Source organism: Flavobacterium stagni (assembly GCF_004122105.1).
Classification (GTDB): Bacteria; Bacteroidota; Bacteroidia; order Flavobacteriales; family Flavobacteriaceae; genus Flavobacterium; species Flavobacterium stagni.
On record NZ_SBKN01000006.1, the window covers coordinates 196450 to 216525 of the forward strand.

Annotated in this window: 13 protein-coding genes; 8 read left to right on the plus strand and 5 right to left on the minus strand. The window is 37.5% G+C overall.

From position 1 onward, the window contains the following. Positions 1 to 120 precede the first annotated feature (120 nt). Entirely contained in the window at positions 121 to 1179 is a 1059-nt protein-coding gene (locus tag EQG61_RS10895) for a 3-oxoacyl-ACP synthase III family protein (protein WP_129461968.1), read from the plus strand. 273 nt (positions 1180 to 1452) lie between these two features. On the opposite strand, the gene EQG61_RS10900 is transcribed toward EQG61_RS10895, so the two are convergent. The 4 genes from EQG61_RS10900 to EQG61_RS10915 form a co-directional block, all read right to left on the minus strand. Then, positions 1453 to 3372: a LamG-like jellyroll fold domain-containing protein gene (locus EQG61_RS10900; protein ID WP_129461970.1), complete on the minus strand. Its 1920-nt coding sequence runs from the start codon at positions 3370 to 3372 to the stop codon at positions 1453 to 1455. Positions 3373 to 3516: 144 nt separating this feature from the next. Beyond that, a complete protein-coding gene (locus tag EQG61_RS10905) occupies positions 3517 to 5985 on the minus strand; it encodes a LamG-like jellyroll fold domain-containing protein (protein WP_129461972.1) in 2469 nt (822 codons plus the stop codon). A 100-nt stretch (positions 5986 to 6085) separates the two neighbouring features. Further along, positions 6086 to 7243, minus strand: coding sequence for a hypothetical protein (locus tag EQG61_RS10910; RefSeq protein WP_129461973.1), 1158 nt, complete (start codon positions 7241 to 7243; stop codon positions 6086 to 6088). Positions 7244 to 7473: 230 nt separating this feature from the next. Beyond that, positions 7474 to 9306: a LamG-like jellyroll fold domain-containing protein gene (locus EQG61_RS10915; RefSeq protein ID WP_129461974.1), complete on the minus strand. Its 1833-nt coding sequence runs from the start codon at positions 9304 to 9306 to the stop codon at positions 7474 to 7476. Positions 9307 to 9584: 278 nt separating this feature from the next. Here EQG61_RS10915 and EQG61_RS10920 point away from each other — a divergent pair, with 278 nt between their 5' ends. The 7 genes from EQG61_RS10920 to EQG61_RS10950 all read left to right on the plus strand — a co-directional run bounded on the left by EQG61_RS10920 (position 9585) and on the right by EQG61_RS10950 (position 16236). Next, positions 9585 to 10331 (plus strand): LytR/AlgR family response regulator transcription factor, encoded by a 747-nt coding sequence (locus tag EQG61_RS10920; protein ID WP_129461975.1) that lies wholly within the window; start codon positions 9585 to 9587, stop codon positions 10329 to 10331. Beyond that, positions 10328 to 12169, plus strand: coding sequence for a tetratricopeptide repeat-containing sensor histidine kinase (locus EQG61_RS10925; protein ID WP_129461976.1), 1842 nt, complete (start codon positions 10328 to 10330; stop codon positions 12167 to 12169). The genes EQG61_RS10920 and EQG61_RS10925 overlap by 4 nt, the downstream gene beginning before the upstream one ends. Before the next feature lie 39 nt (positions 12170 to 12208). Then, positions 12209 to 12733: a class I SAM-dependent methyltransferase gene (locus EQG61_RS10930; protein WP_129461977.1), complete on the plus strand. Its 525-nt coding sequence runs from the start codon at positions 12209 to 12211 to the stop codon at positions 12731 to 12733. A gap of 321 nt (positions 12734 to 13054) precedes the next feature. After that, positions 13055 to 13693 (plus strand): WG repeat-containing protein, encoded by a 639-nt coding sequence (locus EQG61_RS10935; protein WP_164974928.1) that lies wholly within the window; start codon positions 13055 to 13057, stop codon positions 13691 to 13693. A gap of 101 nt (positions 13694 to 13794) precedes the next feature. Further along, positions 13795 to 14646, plus strand: a complete 852-nt coding sequence (locus EQG61_RS10940) for a glycosyltransferase (protein ID WP_129461979.1) — start codon at positions 13795 to 13797, stop codon at positions 14644 to 14646. 79 nt (positions 14647 to 14725) lie between these two features. Next, positions 14726 to 15472: an MlaE family ABC transporter permease gene (locus EQG61_RS10945; protein WP_129461980.1), complete on the plus strand. Its 747-nt coding sequence runs from the start codon at positions 14726 to 14728 to the stop codon at positions 15470 to 15472. Next, positions 15469 to 16236, plus strand: coding sequence for an ABC transporter ATP-binding protein (locus tag EQG61_RS10950; RefSeq protein WP_129461981.1), 768 nt, complete (start codon positions 15469 to 15471; stop codon positions 16234 to 16236). Before EQG61_RS10945 ends, EQG61_RS10950 begins: the two co-directional genes overlap by 4 nt. Here EQG61_RS10950 and EQG61_RS10955 read toward each other — a convergent pair. Beyond that, positions 16233 to 20036 carry a gliding motility-associated C-terminal domain-containing protein gene (locus EQG61_RS10955; protein WP_129461982.1) on the minus strand — a complete coding sequence of 1268 codons (3804 nt, stop codon included), beginning with the start codon at positions 20034 to 20036 and terminating at the stop codon, positions 16233 to 16235. The two genes, EQG61_RS10950 and EQG61_RS10955, sit on opposite strands and share 4 nt — an antisense overlap. Between the last annotated feature and the right edge of the window lie 40 nt (positions 20037 to 20076).

Genomic DNA, 20076 nt, shown 5'->3' on the forward strand with positions numbered 1-20076 from the left:
TTAGAAATTCTAAATTTTAAATGCAGTCTATTGAAAATTCAATAATTCGTATTGAATTCTCGCACCCAAGAATTTCTCTTTTTAGATTTATCACTAACTTCGTTGTAAATCAATAGGATTATGCAGATTAAAATCACCGGTTCGGGCTGTTACATACCCTCAGAAGTTGTCACCAATCTTGACTTTGCCCGACATGAATTTTTGAACGAAGATGGCTCGCCATTTCCGTATTCCAATGAAGTTGTAGCTGAAAAATTTTTAGAAATTACAGGAATCCAAGAAAGGCGTTACGCCACTGAAAATTTACTGACTTCTGATATTGCAACCATTGCGGCACAACGCGCGATAGAAGATTCGGGTATTGACCCAGAAACATTAGACTATATTATTTTCGCTCACAATTTTGGTAATGTCAAACAAGGAGCGATTCAATCAGACATCTTACCGAGTTTGGCCACCCGTGTCAAATATGATTTGAAAATCAAAAACCCAAAATGTGTCGCCTACGACATTCTCTTTGGCTGTCCGGGTTGGGTAGAAGGTGTCATTCAAGCCTATGCATTTATTAAAGCGGGAATGGCCAAAAAATGTTTGGTGATTGGCGCTGAAACCCTTTCACGGGTCGTTGACATTCATGACCGTGATTCCATGATTTATTCCGATGGAGCTGGCGCTACTATCATTGAAGCAACGGATGCACCGGGTGGAATTTTGGCCCATGAGTCGGCTACATTCGCCCATGATGAAGCCTATTACTTATATTTTGGAAATTCCTTTAATAAGGACCATGACCCTAACGTGCGCTACATCAAAATGTATGGTCGCAAAATTTATGAGTTTGCGCTGAGCAATGTCCCCAAAGCGATGGCCGCTTGTTTGGAAAAAAGTGGCATAGACATCAGTCAAGTGAAAAAAGTGTTGATTCATCAAGCCAATGAAAAAATGGATGAAGCGATTATTCATCGTTTTTTCAAACTTTACAAACAAACGCCTCCCGAAGGCATTATGCCCATGAGTATTCATAAACTGGGCAATAGTAGTGTAGCAACTGTACCGACTTTATATGATTTGTTGGTAAAAGGTCAAATTGAAAATCAAGCTTTGCATCCGGGCGATGTCGTATTATTTGCCTCAGTAGGGGCGGGAATGAATATTAATGCTTTTGTATATAAAATGTAAAACGAGGACCAAAATCCTCGTTTTTTCTAACTTAAAATAAAATAACCTGCGGTAAATAAACCGGCATAGAGAATGAAAAGCGTTATTTCTAATTTGTATTTTGAAATCATGTTTATTTGTTTTGGTAGTTCAAGGTAGTGAAATTGTTTTTTCTAAAATAGTTAAAATTCATAAACACAGGTTTTGTGTACATGAACACCACAATTGAGTGAGTATTTGTGTCAAAAGTGGGCCTCGCAACCCACATTCAACACAACATTTAGAAACTACTACTTACTTTTTAATAAATCGTTGAACGGTTACAATTCCTTCCGTATTGGTTATTCGAACCAAATACACTCCAGAATGAAGATGTTCTACAACAAAACTCCCCGTAAATCCTGTCATCACCTTTTGCCCTTGTAAATTAAATACCTCAACTTTATCTACTACTGTACCCACAACATTAAGAACAGTCGTAGCTGGATTGGGATAAATTGTTATTAAAGATTCATTTTCAATTGTTTCCATTCCTAAAATTGGTGCAGTAGTATTATCACGAACAGCTACTATTTCAGTTTGTTCTAAAGCGCGGTTGTAGATGTAAAATTCGTCAATATACCCTTTAAAATATTTAGAGGCCATTCCCCCGCCGCCAATCACAAAATTAGAATTGAATTTATATAGCTGTGGCACATTAGCAATTGGAGCAAATCCAGCTTGCAATACACCATTTACATAAACATAAAACTCTTTATTATTTATTGCACCTGACTTATGCACTACCGCAATGTGCTTCCAAGCTCCATTTAAATTTGAAACAGCATTTCCGCCGGTTCTAAAAACCGTAGCACTAGTAGCATAACCATGATTTACAGCTCCATAACCATTACTTTGATTCTGTCTTATAAAACCCGACCCAAACATCTCAAAATGGGTTGGAAAACTAAGCGCTGTTGAATTGGCTTGGGAATTCACCCAATAACAAATGGTAAACTCTGTTCCATCAAGTGCCGTACTCAAACTACTTGTATTGGTTAATTCTTGTTGAAAAGCAGATTCAAAGCGGGCTCCCAATCCAACTTTACCACCCACAGCATCCAAAATAGGAGCTGAAACCGATGGTGTCAAATTATGCAAACCATTATGACTGTTGAAATTATCAAAACTGTAATAAGCAATCAAACCATTAGCAATCACATTGGGATCTGCCGTAGTTGTAAAAGAATACACTGTTGGCGTTGTAGTTGTCCCTGCACTGTTGGAGGATTCAATCTGATAAAAATACGTTGTAGAGGCGGTCAATCCTGTTAATGTTTCATTGAAAACCGAAGAACTTGTTGTACTAGGGCAATTGTAGGTTTGCGTCAACGCATTGGCAGCTGTACCATAACGAATTACCGTAGTGGCATTAGCTCCATTGGCAGAAATACCAAAATTAACCACTGCTGAAAAAGCTGTAATTGCTGATGTTGATACAGCATTTATCGTGGGTGCTGTTACAACTGGCTGCGAACCGCTATTATAAAGTGCTGCTACTTGCGCATCGGTCAACGCTGAATTGAAAATTTTCAAGTCATCTAAGGCACCATTCATTTGTGCATTGGATGAACCAGGTATTGCACCAATAGAAAAGTCATTCAATGTTATATTACGATTTCCGGCAGGTTCGTTTCGAATTAGTATTCCATCACGATAAATCTTCAAACTTCCGGCAGATGAACCCACTATAGGTGTATAACAAACTGCATAATGATACCATTGGTTAGCTAGAGTATAATGATTAGCCGTATGACTTAGAAAAATGGTCCCACCAGAGCCGGTGATAAAATTGGAGGTCACAGTTGTTGAATTTTGAACGCTCTCACGAATTGATAAGGCCTGATTGTTCAAATTAGTTCCATAGTAGAGCATTGTATTTGTACTTGCAGCATTATATTTTACCCAAAATGAAACCGAAAAAGGATTACTTCCTGAGGGCAAATTGGTTAAACCAGTACTCCATAAATAATTAGTGTTGGAAAATTGAATTGCTCCATTAACTGTACCATTTCGGTCTGAAGTAAAACTCGCCGTTGTACCTGCATTGTTTAGGGTTGTGGAAGCATCAACGGTGGAAATAGAATTATCAAATGGAAAATGATAGATTGGAGTTTGAGCTTGGAGCACCATAGACCCCAATGAAAGACTTAGTAGGAATAGTTTTTTCATCATATTTTTAAAAATTTTATACAAAAGTCAGTCACAACACAATTCCCACAAACCGTCAATTCATTAATGGGCCTTTTGACTTCATAAACAACAAAAGCGGAACCCTTTCGGAATTCCGCTTTTTAACCTAATCAAATGAACTATGTACTACTTTTTACTTACTTTTTGGATGCCTTTTGCCCCAGAGTTGGTACTAATTTGCACCAAATACAAACCGGTATTTAAGTCTGAGATATCTACTTGCTTTGTAGTAACTTCTTTCACTAACTGTCCTTGCAGTGTGAAAATTGCTACCGATTCTACGATTTCCTCCGTTTGAATTTCAAATGTATCTTGTATAGGATTTGGCGCAATTGTAAACGCTAAGCTGGTTGAAAAATCAGCTTGACTTAACTGACTGTTGAACGATTGAATTTGAGAGGGTGTTAATGCAACGTTGAATATTTTTAAGTCATCGATAATCGCTTGACTAAAGTTACCTCCGCCAGCTAGTGCTGCCTCACCCATTTTAAACAATGTTCCTTGTGTGTTTAATGTCAAGCTTGGGGATGTGGCTATTAAATTCCCATCAACATAAGCTTTGGCATTCACACAATCATAGGTAAAAGCAAAATTATACCACGTTCCCCCTGCAATATTTGCAGCAACGGTTAAGTCAGAAGAACCCCAGAAATAATTTAAGTTATCTGTATTGCTCAAACTGGCCATGTATCCATAAGCTTGTAAAGACTGTCCCGACCCCCAAGTGAAAATTTGATGACGCGTCGATGGATTAGAAGCTGCTGGAATTTGAGCGCGAACTAAAACCGTACGCGGAGTATTTCCTTGTGGTAAATTCGGCAATGTAGCTTGTAAATCACTGTTACCATTGGCACTAAATAGAACCGCATTATTAGCAGTAACACCATTTGAAGTATAGGTAACCGGCGATCCTCCTATATCTTGTAATGAAACCAAATTGTCTACACTATTAATCGAACCATTGAATGGAAAATGATAGATTGGCTGTGCCGAACCTGCAAATTGAGTGGTAAAACTACTGTTAACTTCTTGATAAATGGAGCCACCATCACCTGCAACACCAATACGGAACGAATAGGTTGTATTGGGTGTCAAACCGCTCAATGTTACTGGTAGAATTCCATTTTGTGTTGCTGGAAAAAGTCCGCTATATCCCATCACTGCTGTATTTGAATCAAAGGTTGTCCCCGCATTATAGTAAACTTCCATTACACCAGAATACCCATTTGCATTTAAATTCACATCAATGGTTCCAGACGTTGAAGTCACGTTGGAGGGCAAATAACTATTCAACACATAAGAATCTTGTAAGCTTACCAAACCTGCATTGGTATTTACTACACCACCTGCACTGGTAGCACGAACTCGGTACCAAACATCTGCACCTGGGGGAAGCCCTGTAATATCTACAAAACAGGCATTGGTTGCTGTTCCTGTAGCATTACAACCGGTAACCGACCCATCTGGATTGGTTATAAATCCTGTTCCATACTCAACTAAAGTTGAAGTAGCGGATCCATTTGCATTAACATCATAATTCAATCGAAATGAAGTTATGCCCACATTTGAAGTAAATAAATTAGACACAGTAGGTGGTGTCCCAGGATTACCTTGTGTGGTAAAACTTTGCACAGGACTTGCAGTTGAACCTACTGTATTTGTTGCTTCAACTTTGTAATAATAGGTAGTATTGGGCTGCAAACTTGTCATATTAAACGACTTGTTAATGGTCGTTGCACTATGATTATCCGTAGCACTTGATGGCAAATAAGTCGCTAAAGAGGTCGGACTAGTACCAAAAAGCATTGCGCTATCAACAGTTGCTCCTGTTACTGCATTGGAATTGACTCCATAACTAATTGTAGCAGTGCCATTAGTAATCGCGGTTGCTGTTAAATTTGAAATACTAGGTAAAGTATAACCAGCCAAAACTGCAATCTGAGAATTATTTAAGGCTGTTCCATAGACCCTTAAGTCATCCATATAAAAAGAACTAAAGCCACCTGCGATGTCTCCCGCATAACGACCTAGACATAATTTATTCACCCCTCCTGGCGCTACTGTATTAATTGCCAAAGTTTGCGAAGACAATAGAATCCCATTAAAATAACGTTTTAAGGTTGTACCATCATAGGTAAAAGCGATGTGAACCCATTGGGTTGTGGATGGCGATGCTGAAAACTGATAATCGTTAGCTGTACCCCAAGTGTAATAATTTATTGCGGTAGCAGTAGGCATGTCAATTCCAAAAGCTTGAGCGGCTGCATTGTTTCCCCATGCAACTACACGTGTTTGGATCGGTTGATTAGATGCTCCGGGAAAACGCACCCAAAATGCCAAAGTTCGTGCAGCATTTCCTAAAGGTAAATTTGGACAAACCGCAGCGGAAAGTCCACCTGTTGCTTGACCATTTAAAGCGCCATTAGCCACGCCATTGCGGTCTGCCACATAGGTCGAGCTGGAACTGAATGGAGTGGTCACCGAACCCGTACCTGTGTTGTTGACATTTCCATCAAAATTAAATTGATACAATGGTGTCTGTGCAAGCAACATACTGCACGACAATAGTAAAAGAGATAGTAAAATTCGTTTCATATTTTCAAAATTTTGGGCAAACTTACCTATGAAAAAAGCACTATCCTTGGGTCATTCCAAGAACGGTGCTTCTCACTTCATAAACGGTAATTTTTGAATTTTACTTCTTTACTTTCGAACAATCCACGGCACGAATTCCCATATTTCCACTTACGAAAACGCCATTTCCTGTAAACTTTTCATCAATAGTTCCTGCAGTATAGGTATTGGGTTGTTCCAAAGTCATTTCTTCATAATAGCATTTCCCGTTCACCTTTTTGTATACTACTACGAAATTCATTCTGCGGTTGGTCAAAGTGCGTAACACCACATTCCCGTTCCAAATATTTTCATACCTATTCACCCAAGCGGAGGTGGGATAAACATAATCAATGGTTTCGGCATATTTATAGTGTGTAGCACGTTCTTGTGCCGCTTTCAAAATTGCCGCATTAGAAGGCTCTTCTTTGCTCCCCGTAACTTTATTAGGCATTACATTTTTTGCTAAGGCATCGGCTAAGAAAAACTCACAACGTTTTAATGCTTGTTCAAAAATGCGCTGCTTGATTTTTTCGGTTGTCCATTTACTGATATCTGCACCTGCTTTATACACTAAATTAAATTGCTGTTCCCCATAAAATTCGGTATTGATAAACGAAGGCCCTTCACAGGCTTTCAAGCTTTTCGCTAGGGTTGTCGAAGTATGCAACACTAAAACTCCCGGCTCTAACCAAGTAAGCTGTACTCGATCCATTTGAAAAGGCTGCCATGCTGCTTTTTCACCAGAATTCATTTTCATTAAATCCAAGTAATGGTAACGCATGTTTTCCTGGGATGATGATCCGTTGAGTCCGCTAATGATATTCGCCTTGGCCAAATCTTTTACCCAAGATTCATCACCCATGGAGAACAACAATTTGCCAAAAAGTCCCTCTTCCCATTTACGGGTGCGCATCCAAATCCAACCTTTGTCGGCATCGGCTTCAATGAGTACTTTTTTGAACATTGTTTTTTTAGGTCCAAATCCACTATCGTTTCCTTCGTGAATTAATGGTTTTTGGAAATAATAGATTCCCCCAATATTGTTACGATCTTGCTTAATGGTTATTTTTTCCAAATCTTGGGCTAGACTGTCTTTTTCTGTCTCTTTATTTCCCGAACTTGAATTGGATTTCCCCGTTGCTTTATCTTTTAATTTACCCAAAAAACCTTGTGCTTGGCTGGATTGGAATGAGAGACAACCTATCAAAGCTGCCATGAGTAAAACTTTATGTTTCATCGTGTTTTTTTTGAATTTAAAACAAAACTACACGTACCTGAAAAAGGCAAGTAGGATGAATCCATGAAGCGTAACTTTAACTCCATTAATGGATAAACAACTAGGGATGCGCTGACAAAATAATCAACAATTCACTTGTTAGGAATCCCTATTGAAAAACAAAAAAAGCACAGTCAATTACTGTGCTTTAAACTTTTTTGAACTTATGAAAATGGACTATATTATACAGCCTATTTTTGTATCACTAGTTTCTCTTGACCTTCAGCTCCAGATACATTTACTACTTTCACACTATAAATTCCAGTTTCAAGTGCTGAAACATCAATTGAAGTTGTGGATTGTTGGAGCACCAATTGACCTTGTAAATTATAAATACCTACCCATGCCAATTCATTTGAAGGCATATTTAGGACAACAGTATTTTTAGCTGGATTAGGCACCAAACGAATTAACATTGCAGATTGAAGTGAGTTAGTATCTAATGAATTGGTTAACTGAGTAACTTCTGTCGCGGTTAAAGCTTCATTATAGATACGTAAATCGTCTATACTTCCGTTGAAATAACCGCCCAATCCAGTGGTGGTTCTTCCTATTCGGAATGTAGTACCAATTGTATTAGGAACTACCGTATTTAAACCAATTTGAACTCCATCACGATATACTTTACAATCGGTTCCATCAAAAACAAAAACTAATGTATAAAATGTTCCAACATTTAATGGATTTGAAAAGGAAATATCATTTGCCCAATAGTAAAAGGTAGCAAGATTCGAAGAATTTTGGGTGTACCCAAACGATTGACTTTGTGAAGCTGAACCATAACTAAACACTTGGTTTTCTTGCGCTAAAGCACCCGATTCAAAACGAAGACGGATAGCAACGGTACGTGGACGATTTGCTTGTGGCAAAAAAGGAAGCACAATAGATTGCACATTATTGTTTAGTCGAATAGCTGTGTCATTATTGATGTAACCAGAATTTGGATTGGTAAAAGCTACACTTGGATCATTGCTATCTTGTCCATTTCCGTTAAATTCAAAATGGTATACAGGTGTTTTGTTTTGATTGGTATCTCGTGTACAAAACACTTGGGTTGTTGTAGCCATTGAAGTTCCAGTACTATTGGATGCTTGTAAATAATAGCTGTAACAGGTACCCGGAGATAAACCATTAATGGTAAATGTTTGCTGTTGAGCTGTCGAACCGGTTACAGCTGGCGGATTGTAAACTGCGCCAATTCCTTGACCAAAAGCAGTGACTACAATATCGGTTTGTGTTGAAGCACCACCAGGATTAAGGGTATACGAAAGAGTTACTGCATCAGAAGAGGTCGAACTCAACGAGACATTACTGAGTGTGGGTGCCGAACCAGATGCAGCGGGATTGTATAAATTCTGAATTTGAGCCGCAGTTAACGCTGTATTATAAATACGTAAATCATCTAAGTGAATCGCATCTCCACTACCACTACTTGAATTCACCAATCGGTTAAGATATAGGGTCGAGCCAATAGTTGAAAGCGTTCGATTGTAGGATCCTACATCCACACCATTGTAATAAATGGTAAGTGTACTACCTGAATGTGTCATTGCAATATGAACCCATCCATTGTTATTCGCTTGTTGTTGTGCATTCGTTTGCGGAATATTATAATCATTTCCTGCTCCCCAAGTGTAATACGAATTTTGTACACCATTGCGCCAAAAGCCAAATGCATTTGCCGTAGTATTGGTCCCCCAGCCCACTACTGGATAGGTTTTGTTATCGGTATCGTTTATAAATTTAACCCAAAAACTTAGCGTTCTCGCAGCATTCCCACCTGGTATAGCATTGGCTACTGCACTAAAGTTAATGGTATTGGGTAAGTTGATTGCTTTATTGGGCTGTCCTGCCCGATCGGTTACATACGAAATGGCACCTGTTCCTGCTGACTGCCAAGGTCCAAAAACCGTTTCTGAACCGGTGTTATTCATTGTGCCATCGAAAGCAAATTGATAAATAGGATTTTGAGCAAAAAGAAATTGTCCAAAAAATCCAACTAAAAGAAGTAATTGTTGTTTCATACTTTTTATATTTTCAGGCAAAACTAGTCAGCCCTTTAAAGTCACTTACTGTTAAATTCATTAAGTCCCTTTTTCAGTTTGTGTAATCTACAAATCCGTAGGGCATCTTTTGCAACTGTTTTTTTGACACATTCAACACAAACAAAAACTACCACTACATAAATTGAATCAACAAAACAATTTAACTCCATGAATGGTAGTTTTCACTTTATAAATGGTAAAAACAGTAGGTGTAAAATGTTTCTAAAAAGATTATTTTTGAAAGCTAAATCAAACCCATGAAAGCCCTAATCGTTGATGATGAAATAAAAGCTCGATCGATGCTGCGCAACCTCATCGCCGAATACTGTACTGGTATCGAAATTATAGAAGAAGCTGGGAGCGTATCTGAAGCGGTAAAAAGCATTAATAAAAAGCAACCCGATTTGGTATTTCTAGATATCGAAATGCCTATTGAAAATGGATTTGCACTATTTGATTACTTTGACAAACCACCTTTTGAAACGATTTTTTGTACAGCCTATTCTGAATATGCTTTACAAGCTTTTGAAGTTTCAGCAGTAGACTATCTTTTAAAGCCCGTAAGCATTTCAAAACTACAACAAGCCGTAGAAAAAGCGATTAAAACCCACGGTCAAAATCAAATCATAGAGAGAGTTGCTGTACTAAAGGACAATATTTCGGTGAATCAATTGCAAAAAATTGCTTTACCCTTGAATGATGGATTGCATTTTGTTCGCTTAGAAGATATTCTCTATTTTGAAGCCGATGGTTCTTACACCCATGTTATTACGACCAAAGAAAAATATTTGGTCTGCAAAAAAGTGAAAGAATTTGATGAGCTATTAAGTAATGATTCTCGTTTCTATAGAGTACATCGCTCTTTTTTGGTTAATGTTTTAAGAGTGAACAAATACAGCAAAAAAGAAGGGGCCACATTAATTTTTGAAAACCAAAAAGTAATACCTGTGGCGCGTGAAAAGAAATCGGATTTTGATGAATTTATTGGAGGGATTAGTGTATGAGATTACTTTTTTTGCTGTTATTGAGTTATTGCTGTGTTGCTCAAAAACAACCCATAACGTTGCAATCCATAGCTAACTACAAAAAGGAAGATACTACAAAAGTCGAAATGATGATTGACTATTGTGTCAACAATGTATTTTCGAACGACACAACAAATAAAAGCACCGCTCAAAAAGCATTATTGCTATCTCAAAAAATCAACTATCGCTTGGGAAAAATCAGAGCATTGAATTGCTTAGGAAATTATTATTACCAACAAGCAATTTATGATAAAGGGTTGTTTTATTATACTAAAGCTCTGGCGGCCGCAGAAAAAGACAAAGATGATAAAAACATCATCATTGGTAAAAGTAATGTGGCCAGCATTTATACCCGTACCAACCGGGCACGTCAAGCCCTTCAATTGTTTAAAGAGGCCGATCAATTGCTCCAAAAAACCGGCGCTAAAGTTTCACAAAATCGTGCGGCAATTTTAACTAATATGGGAATGACCTATTCCTCATTGGGTAATCACAAAGCTGCAATTCAAGTGCATTTACAAACATTAGACATTTGCAAAAAGTTAAATATAGCGTTTGGTATTGCTCTGTCAGAGAGTAATATTGGTGAAGAATTGATTCGAGACCATCAACAGAATGAAGCATTGCCGTATCTTCTATCTTCAATGCAGCTATCTGAAAAAAATGGTTTTACCAATTTTTTAGGTCAGATTTACAAAAATATTGGCGAAATCTATTGGCTCCAAAAAAATACTGTAAAAGCAATACAATTTATGGAAAAAGCAGTGGCCATTTGTAAAAAAATAAATGATCAAAACTCTTTGCTTCATAGTACTCAATTGCTCCATACCTATTTGGGCAAAACAGGATCCTATGTAAAAGCTTACAATACTGCACTTGACTTTATTGCTGTTAATGATAGTGTAAACAATGCCGAAAAACAGAAAACTATTACCGAAATAAGTACTCAATATGAAACTGAGAAAAAAGAAGCGCGAATTAGAGCACTTACCCAACAACAAAAAATCACCGATTTAGAAAACCAACGCAATAAATCTTTAGTTTGGTTTTTAATTATTGGAATTATCACGTTGATTACAGTTGCTTATTTGTTGTTCAAACGCTACAAGGTGAAAAAGCAAAATGAGTTGTTACAAATCTCCCTAGAAGAAACCCAAAAAACATTACTCGCCGAGAAAAAAGCTTCTGAAAGCGAATTGAAAGCATTGAAAAGTCAGATGAATCCACATTTCATATTCAATGCGCTCAATTCAATTCAAGAACAATTTATGTTTGGCGATAAAAAAATAGCCAATGAACAAATGGGGAATTTCACGTATCTGACCCGTCAAATTTTGAGCATTTCAGGTAAAAAGAAAATCCCCTTGTCTACAGAGGTTGAAGTGTTAACCAAATACCTCGAACTTGAAAAAATGCGTTTTGACAGTGATTTTGAATATACGATTACTGTTGAAGAAAATATAGACGAAGAATACACAGAACTCCCACCCATGCTCATTCAACCCTTTGTTGAAAACAGCATCAAACATGGTCTTTTGCATCAAAAAGGGTTGAAAAAAGTAGTCATTGATTTTGCCCTAAATGAAGAAGAAACCATTTTACAATGTACCATTGAGGACAATGGCATTGGGCGTGAAGCCGCTGCAAAAATTAAAAACAAAAACAACCATAACTCGTATTCCACCAATTCCATTGCCCAGCGTTTAGAATTGTTAGCCAATGGAAATACTACAAAGCCGTTGTTGGAATACATTGATTTAATGGATGAACTAGGAAACCCAAAGGGAACACGTGCCATTATACAAATTTATTTATAATTTTGTCCCGCTTCAAAATAAATCCTGAAGCTTCATTTCATGTACGAGAAAACATACCCTTCCAAACGATTCCGCATTACATTGGAATTTTTAAAAAAACATATTGGTACCCACGAACGCATTTTTGATTTGGGTGTACCCAATCCGTTTTCTAAAATCATGGAAGAACAGGGATATTTGGTACAAAACACTACAGGTGAAGACATCGATAACGATACAAGCGCATTGAAAAATAACGAATACGATGTGTTTACTGCTTTTGAAATCTTCGAGCATTTATTAAACCCATACACGGTTTTGCAAAATGTAAAGGCAGACAAAGTATTGATTTCAATTCCACTTCGTTTATGGTTCTCACCTGCTTACCGCAGTAAAACGGATATGTGGGACCGCCATTATCACGAATTCGAAGATTGGCAATTGGATTGGTTATTAGAAAAAACAGGATTCAAAATTGTAGACCGTATCCAATTTACTCATCCTGTAAAAAAAATTGGGATACGCCCATTATTGCGTTGGATTACTCCGCGCTATTATTTGGTGTATGCTGAACGAATTAAATAATTAAAAGTGCTTACTAAATCATCCTTCGGGATGATTTTTTTATTCAAAAGAGTCATTTCTCCTTTTTAAAAGCAATCAAGAATCTTAAATTCTTACATTTTTATCAATTTTTCTTACAATTTATCCGATCTGATTATTTTATCTCCAAAATCTTAACGGAATCCATTTGTTTATTGCAATAGCTGTTTTGTAATCTTTTACTTGCTTTTTAGGTCATTTTTGGGCAATTTTATGCATTTCATCGATTTTTTTTGTCACTTTGTCGAGCGTTGCCGTATGTTTGACCCGAAGTTAAACTCAACTCTAAATCTACTATTAATTATGAAAAAATTAGTTACCCTAACATTGACTATGGCAGTATCAACTGCATTTGCACAAAAATTATTCATTGTTAAATCCGATGAAAAATTTGGTATCATCAGTGAAACCGGAATTGAAATTGTTCCACCAAAGTACACTTCTATTGAAGAATACGATAAACTTCATGTGAATTGGGCCAAAATTGAATCCAACGGACTTTTCGGATTCGTGGATAAAAATGGTAAAATCGTGGTGGAAACCAAATACCAATCGGTTGGCAACTATGATGTTTACAATCAAGGATGGTCATTAATTGAAAAAGATGGCAAATTTGGATTCATGAACGCTGCAGGAAAAGAAGTGGTTCCCCCAATCTATGACAAAATTGGTTCTTTTGGTGAATTCTCCAAAGAGTGGGCCATGGTTGAAGCACAAGGCTTGAAAGGCTTTATCGACCGTGATGGAAACATTGTAGTTCCTGTGAAATATGTGGATGTTGCCAAATTTGACGATGTTCGTAAAAACTGGGCTTTGGTGAAAGACCGCAAAGAAAAATTAGGTTTCATCGACAAAACAGGAAAAGAAGTTATCCCTGTAGTATACGACAACATCGAAGCTTTTGAAAAAAAGAAAACATCGCAAATCGCTGATGCCGATTAATTCAGTAACCCCTTAAACTAGTCTATATCTTTAAAGGATTTCCCAAAAGGAAATCCTTTTTTTTATATTGAAATGTTACTTTTGTAAACCAATAGTTATCCATGAAATATTCTATCATTATTCCGACCTACAATGAAGAGGCATTCATTCGGCTCACTCTAGACTCTTTGGTGAATCAAACGGTGACGCCCACCCAAATTATTGTAGTGAATGACAATTCGACCGATCAAACCGGAAAAATTGTAGATGAATTTGTGGCCAATTATCCGTATATAAGTCAAGTACATAAGCAATCGGATGCCATCCATTTACCGGGCAGTAAAGTCATTCAAGCGTTTCACGAAGGCGAAAAATACTGTATTTCCGATTATGACATATTGGTGAAAGTAGATGCCGATCTGATTTTTCCCTCTAATTATTTTGAAAAAATAATCGGTCATTTTAAATCCGACTCAACCATTGGCATGGCGGGCGGATTTTGTTACATCGAAAAAAACGGGGAATGGGTACTTGAAAATTTAACCGACAAAGACCATATTCGCGGCGCGCTCAAAGCTTATCGAAAAGAAGCCTATTTTCAAATTGGTGGATTGCGGCCTCACATGGGTTGGGATACGGTGGACGAACTGTTGTGCCAATTTTATGGATGGAAAATCAAAACAGACCCTTCATTAAAAGTAAAACATTTAAAACCAACCGGCGCGAGTTACAATCAAGCGGCACGCTATAAGCAAGGAGAAGCATTTTATACATTGGGCTATGGATTTTGGATTACCGCCATTGCTTCGCTCAAATTGGCAATGCGCAAAAAGAAACCCTTGCTCCTATTGGATTATTTAAACGGATTTTGGAAAGCGAAACGCGAACAAAAAGCGCTTTTAGTGACTCCTGAACAAGCCCGATTCATCCGCAATTACCGTTGGCAAAAAATGAAAGCCAAATTGTTTTCCTAAGATCCATTGCGTGATTGTTGGAATGTTAATGCATTGCTGTATTCAAAAATAAGCCCTACTTTTGCGCATATTCTTTATTATGATTTTACTGCGCTATCTTACCCATATCGGTCGCTACTTTTTGATGATACGAGAAGTATTCGTAAAACCTACCAAATGGTCGGTGATGCGCGGATTAATTTTTAAAGAAATCGATGACTTAGTTATTGATTCGTTGGGCATTGTTTGCTTTATTTCCTTTTTTGTGGGAGGTGTAGTTTCCATCCAAACGGCCCTTAATTTAACCAATCCTCTTATTCCAAAATACCTTATTGGTTTTGCTACCCGTCAATCGGTAATTTTAGAATTTGCACCCACCTTTATCTCCATTATCATGGCGGGTAAAATGGGGTCATTTATTACTTCAAGTATTGGAACAATGCGGGTTACCGAGCAAATTGATGCCTTAGAAGTAATGGGGGTGAATTCACTAAACTACTTGGTTTTTCCTAAAATGGTCGCCTTAATCCTGTATCCTTTTGTTATTGGTATTTCTATGTTTCTGGGAATTCTTGGCGGTTGGATGGGCGGCGTTTATGGCGGATTTACAACCAGTGCGCAGTTCATTCAAGGAATTCAAACCGAATTTATACCGTTTCATATTGCGTATGCGTTTATAAAAACAATCATGTTTGCCTTTTTATTAGCAACTATTCCCTCCTACCATGGCTATTATATGAAAGGTGGCGCATTAGAAGTGGGTAAGGCAAGTACCGTTTCGTTTGTTTGGACATCAGTAGTGGTGATTTTATCCAATTATATTTTAACCCAATTACTTTTGGCATGATCGAAGTTCGCAACGTTGAAAAATCATTTGGCACTGCCAAAGTATTAAAAGGGATTACGACCACTTTTGATACAGGAAAAACCAATTTAATTATTGGACAAAGCGGTTCGGGGAAAACGGTATTATTAAAATCTTTATTGGGAATACACACCCCTGATTCTGGCATAATCTCTTTTGATGGTCGGGTTTTATCTCAAATGGATTCGGACGAACGCCGGGAATTACGAACCGAAATCGGAATGGTTTTTCAAGGAAGTGCTTTATTTGACAGCATGACGGTTGAAGAAAATGTGGCCTTTCCCTTGAAAATGTTTACCCAAAAAACACCAGCCGAAATTAAGGAGCGCGTTGATTTTGTAATTGATCGTGTCAATCTTGTTAATGCACACCATAAAAAACCCTCCGAACTTTCGGGAGGGATGCAAAAACGGGTCGCTATAGCCCGAGCGATAGTAAACAATCCGCGGTATTTGTTTTGTGACGAACCCAATTCAGGATTGGACCCTAAAACTTCGATTGTTATTGATAATTTGATTCATGAAATTACTGTTGAATACAACATTACGACCGTAATTAATACACACGACATGAATTCCGTTATGGAAATTGGGGATAAAATTGTATTTCTTAAAGAAGGGATTTTAGCTTGGGAAGGGACTAAAAAAGATATTTTTAAAACGGATAATGAGGCCGTTACCGATTTTGTGTACTCGTCAAATTTGTTTAAAAAAATCAGAAAATCTCAGAATAAAGAAGATATCTAATTTCCTCTATTTACCATCACCCATCCGTTTTTACTTTGCCCATCCCGTAATGTAATCAAGTAATAATAGACACCATCAGGTAAAGTTCCGCCTTGTTGATTTTGTCCTTGCCACTCATTTAAGTAATTTGATTTATCATATACCTTACGACCCCATCGGTTGTAAATTTCGAGTAACTTCACATCAAATCCCGTCAAATCAAAAGTATCGTTATTTCCATCGTTATTGGGCGTGATTATATTGGGAAAATCACACATTGTAGACGTGATTTCAAATGGCAAATTTGCGGTGCATCCGTTATTATCCGTTACCGTCACCGAATAATTTCCTGCAGGTTGTTGTTGCAAGAAAATTGGATTATCTGTTGAGGAAAAACCTGTTGGACCTGTCCAATTGTAGTTGGCCGTAGTCGGATCAAACGAATTATTAAGCGGTAGCAATTCCACTTTGTATTGTCCACCAAAACAGCCTTGAACTAACGTAAATTCGGGCAAAGCATGAACGACCAATTCAACGGATGTTGTTTTTTGACAACCATTTCGCGTAACTACTAATTGATATATTCCCGAATCTAAAGGTGAAGTCGTCGAAAAACTGGGTTCTTGAACTACTGATGAAAATCCATTGGGACCCGTCCATAGGTAATTAGCGTTGGGTACTGCTGTCATTGTAAATGCAACGGGGGTACCTGAACAGACTTCGATAAAATCGGTTCCAACTAAATCCGGTATAGGTTCTTTGAGAATTAGTGTTAGTTGCGCTTCATCTAAGGTATTACAAACGCCTGCAACCTGATAGGTAAAAACATACGTCCCATGAGTTACTCCAGTAGCATCCCAATTTGCACCTGTCAAATTACCGCCTGGCACCACTTGATTCCAATTTCCACCGGCATCGTAATTACCTTGCAAAAGCGTTGCTAAATCAAGTGTTGTTACAGCATCACAAAATTCTACTACGGTATCATTACCTGCATATGGCAATATGATAGGATTTACAACATAGGTAAATTGCTGCGCTGTACAGGTGTTTGGGACGGTGGTATTTAATTCAACAACATAGGTCCCAGGTGTGGTTGCGTTGGTAAACGGATTTAAATTTAAGACATGAGACGTACTCAATATGTTAGAGGGATCCGTTGTTTTCCACCATTTGTAGGTATAAAAACTCAACAGGTCAATACTCAATTGAGCGGCCTGACCTTCACACAAATTTTGAGCCGTTATCGATGGAGGATTCAATTGAGTGATGTCATAATCCCTGTTCACAATATTTCCACAGCTATCTTCCACCGTGAAATTATAAATTCCGGGTTGCAATCCGACAAACTCATTATTGGTCCCATTACTAAAAACAAAAGGAGTCCCATTAAATGAAGTAATCGAATACTCAAGTGGAGGAATGCCTTGTGCAAAAATTTTCACTACAGAATTGGCATTCAAACAATTTACTCCGATAGCATTTATAATAAATAATTCATCCGTATAATCAAACTCTTTGACAGTTTGGTAGCATTTCTTATTCGAGATTACTCCAAAATTATAATATTCAAAAACGGAAACCACACGAAAATGGCCTTCTGACATAATATTGGGATTTAATCCAAAAACCAATGCAAGCGAATTAATAGACGTAGGATTTGTTCCAGTAGTATAGACAACACCTGTCAACGGATGAGTCCATTGTCCAAGAGTAGGATTCCATTTCTGTAACCAATAATGATGCGGTGTTGGATTATTATCAGTGACTTGCAATACCAATGAAAATGAGTTGCATTGCGGAATAATTACGCATTGTTCATTATAATGATAGCCAATAAAGTGAAAATTTTCTTCTCGTAAAATTCCGCATTGATCAACAGTTCTTATGATGTAATCACCTTCTGGAATGTCATTTAAATAAATCGTTCCACTTGATGCAATACCCGCATTTAAATTGTGTGGCAATGGAAAAGTGTAAGTACTAGGAGCAACTACAATTTCGCAAGAAACATATTGAATGTTTGGCGTAGACAACTTAACAGATACATAACCTTCACCACAACCCGTTAACTCTGTATGTAATGAAGGCCCCGTATAAACCGCTGTACTTAAAGTTACAATCCTTGTTGTACTATTCCCACAATTATCTGTAATGATAAAGGTATACGTTCCAAAAGGCACATCATCAATTTGTGCGATTATCGCATCGGGAAGTTGAATTGTAGAGGAATAATCAAAAGGTAATGGATTTGGGTAATTTGGTGGCGCACTAACCAATTGGATGGTTTGTAGTGTGGCACTGGGTTCAATCGTTATTTTTACATCACCAATTCCTTGACTCCCACATCCGTTTAAATTCAAAGGAAAAGCGCCAACACTTGGAATTATAGTTGAAATTTGAAATGAAAATGAAAAAGAGACCCCACAACTATTAACTCCTGTAAATGTATATTCTCCAGCCGGTAAACTGGCATTCAAATAGCCCCCAACAATAAATGCCGATAAATCCAAAGGCAATGTTGGAGTAAATGCTGGCGGAGCTACTGTTACTATAACAGTTCCGCCCGGAGCGTTGGTTCCCAAATCCAAGTTAAAATCTGCCATTGTTTGACAGTTTACCACATTAAGGGTATTGGTAAAGGAGGGAACAATATAATGCACGTTTAATGACTTAATATCTACCCGACCACAGGCGTCTGTCACACGAATGGTATAATCCCCTAAAGGAATATTATTCGAAGTATTAGAAGCATAAACCACACTTGAATCTGTAAAAGGACCTGGATGAGTACTGTTAAATAAAACAGGATTAAAACCCGCAGGTGCTTGCAAAAACTCAAGGGTATAAGGGGGTTTAAAATTACACACGTTAACACTTAAAGAAGGGGAACAGCCATCAAAGACTTGGGCAAATGTTGCCGTTAACTTGGTGTTTAAAATATAATTTACCGATTGATGTACTATACCACAAGCGTCTGTAATTACAAATGAATATTGGTAGGCTTGATTATTGTAAAACGGCATCTGAATGGGTATAAACAAATCATGATCATCCCCAGTGGCAACGGTTGTTGTGGTTGTAATTGTAGTTCCATTGTTAGGATCCAAAACAATTGTTTCTACAGTCAAAGGATAACGAAAAAAATCTAAATCCGTCAAAGTTTCAACATGCAGTTGACCTGAAATCACATCGCAAGTCACCAACTCACATTCAGTCGTAAAACTTAAAAATTTAATATTGGGTGGATTTTCAAAATTAATGGTAAATGACTGAACCAATCCTTCGCCACAATTATCGACTACACGTACATTATACACACCCGGAGGTAAATTAATAAAACTATTGGAAGTTTGAGGAGGAATAGTTAGTGGCCCTGAAATTAACTCATACGTTACAGGTGCTCCAGAGGTAACATTCACCGTTACATCACCATTGAAACAACCATTTCTATTGATCTGCAATGTATAAGCAAGGGGATTTAATTGATTCCCAATAGTTGTAAACACCTGTTGTGTATTGGATAAATTGCCAAAAATTTGTGTAGCCACAACCAAATAGCTTCCAGCTGCAAGTCCGGTAAAATTACTCTGTCCCGTTACCGCTATTGGAGTAGTTGTATTGGGTAATTGATAAATCGCAAATGAAAAAGTAGCTCCCGCAGTGGTATTACTCACAACAAACTCCATTGAGCCATTACCTGAACAGGTTTCAGAAATTGTATTTACCGTAAACACAAAAGTTGTCAACTGGCTATTTCCTTTGTTCCAAAACAATAAAAAACAAACCATGACTAAATAATTATGTAAACGTTGGGGCATATACAGATTTTTTATACTCAAATATACGAATAAAATAAGT

Coding starts and splice junctions, on each gene's coding strand:
- EQG61_RS10895 (WP_129461968.1), top strand. CDS start 121: ATGCAGATTAAAATCACCGGTTCGGGCTGTTACATACCCTCAGAAGTT.
- EQG61_RS10900 (WP_129461970.1), bottom strand. CDS start 3,372: ATGATGAAAAAACTATTCCTACTAAGTCTTTCATTGGGGTCTATGGTG.
- EQG61_RS10905 (WP_129461972.1), bottom strand. CDS start 5,985: ATGAAACGAATTTTACTATCTCTTTTACTATTGTCGTGCAGTATGTTG.
- EQG61_RS10910 (WP_129461973.1), bottom strand. CDS start 7,243: ATGAAACATAAAGTTTTACTCATGGCAGCTTTGATAGGTTGTCTCTCA.
- EQG61_RS10915 (WP_129461974.1), bottom strand. CDS start 9,306: ATGAAACAACAATTACTTCTTTTAGTTGGATTTTTTGGACAATTTCTT.
- EQG61_RS10920 (WP_129461975.1), top strand. CDS start 9,585: ATGAAAGCCCTAATCGTTGATGATGAAATAAAAGCTCGATCGATGCTG.
- EQG61_RS10925 (WP_129461976.1), top strand. CDS start 10,328: ATGAGATTACTTTTTTTGCTGTTATTGAGTTATTGCTGTGTTGCTCAA.
- EQG61_RS10930 (WP_129461977.1), top strand. CDS start 12,209: ATGTACGAGAAAACATACCCTTCCAAACGATTCCGCATTACATTGGAA.
- EQG61_RS10935 (WP_164974928.1), top strand. CDS start 13,055: ATGAAAAAATTAGTTACCCTAACATTGACTATGGCAGTATCAACTGCA.
- EQG61_RS10940 (WP_129461979.1), top strand. CDS start 13,795: ATGAAATATTCTATCATTATTCCGACCTACAATGAAGAGGCATTCATT.
- EQG61_RS10945 (WP_129461980.1), top strand. CDS start 14,726: ATGATTTTACTGCGCTATCTTACCCATATCGGTCGCTACTTTTTGATG.
- EQG61_RS10950 (WP_129461981.1), top strand. CDS start 15,469: ATGATCGAAGTTCGCAACGTTGAAAAATCATTTGGCACTGCCAAAGTA.
- EQG61_RS10955 (WP_129461982.1), bottom strand. CDS start 20,036: ATGCCCCAACGTTTACATAATTATTTAGTCATGGTTTGTTTTTTATTG.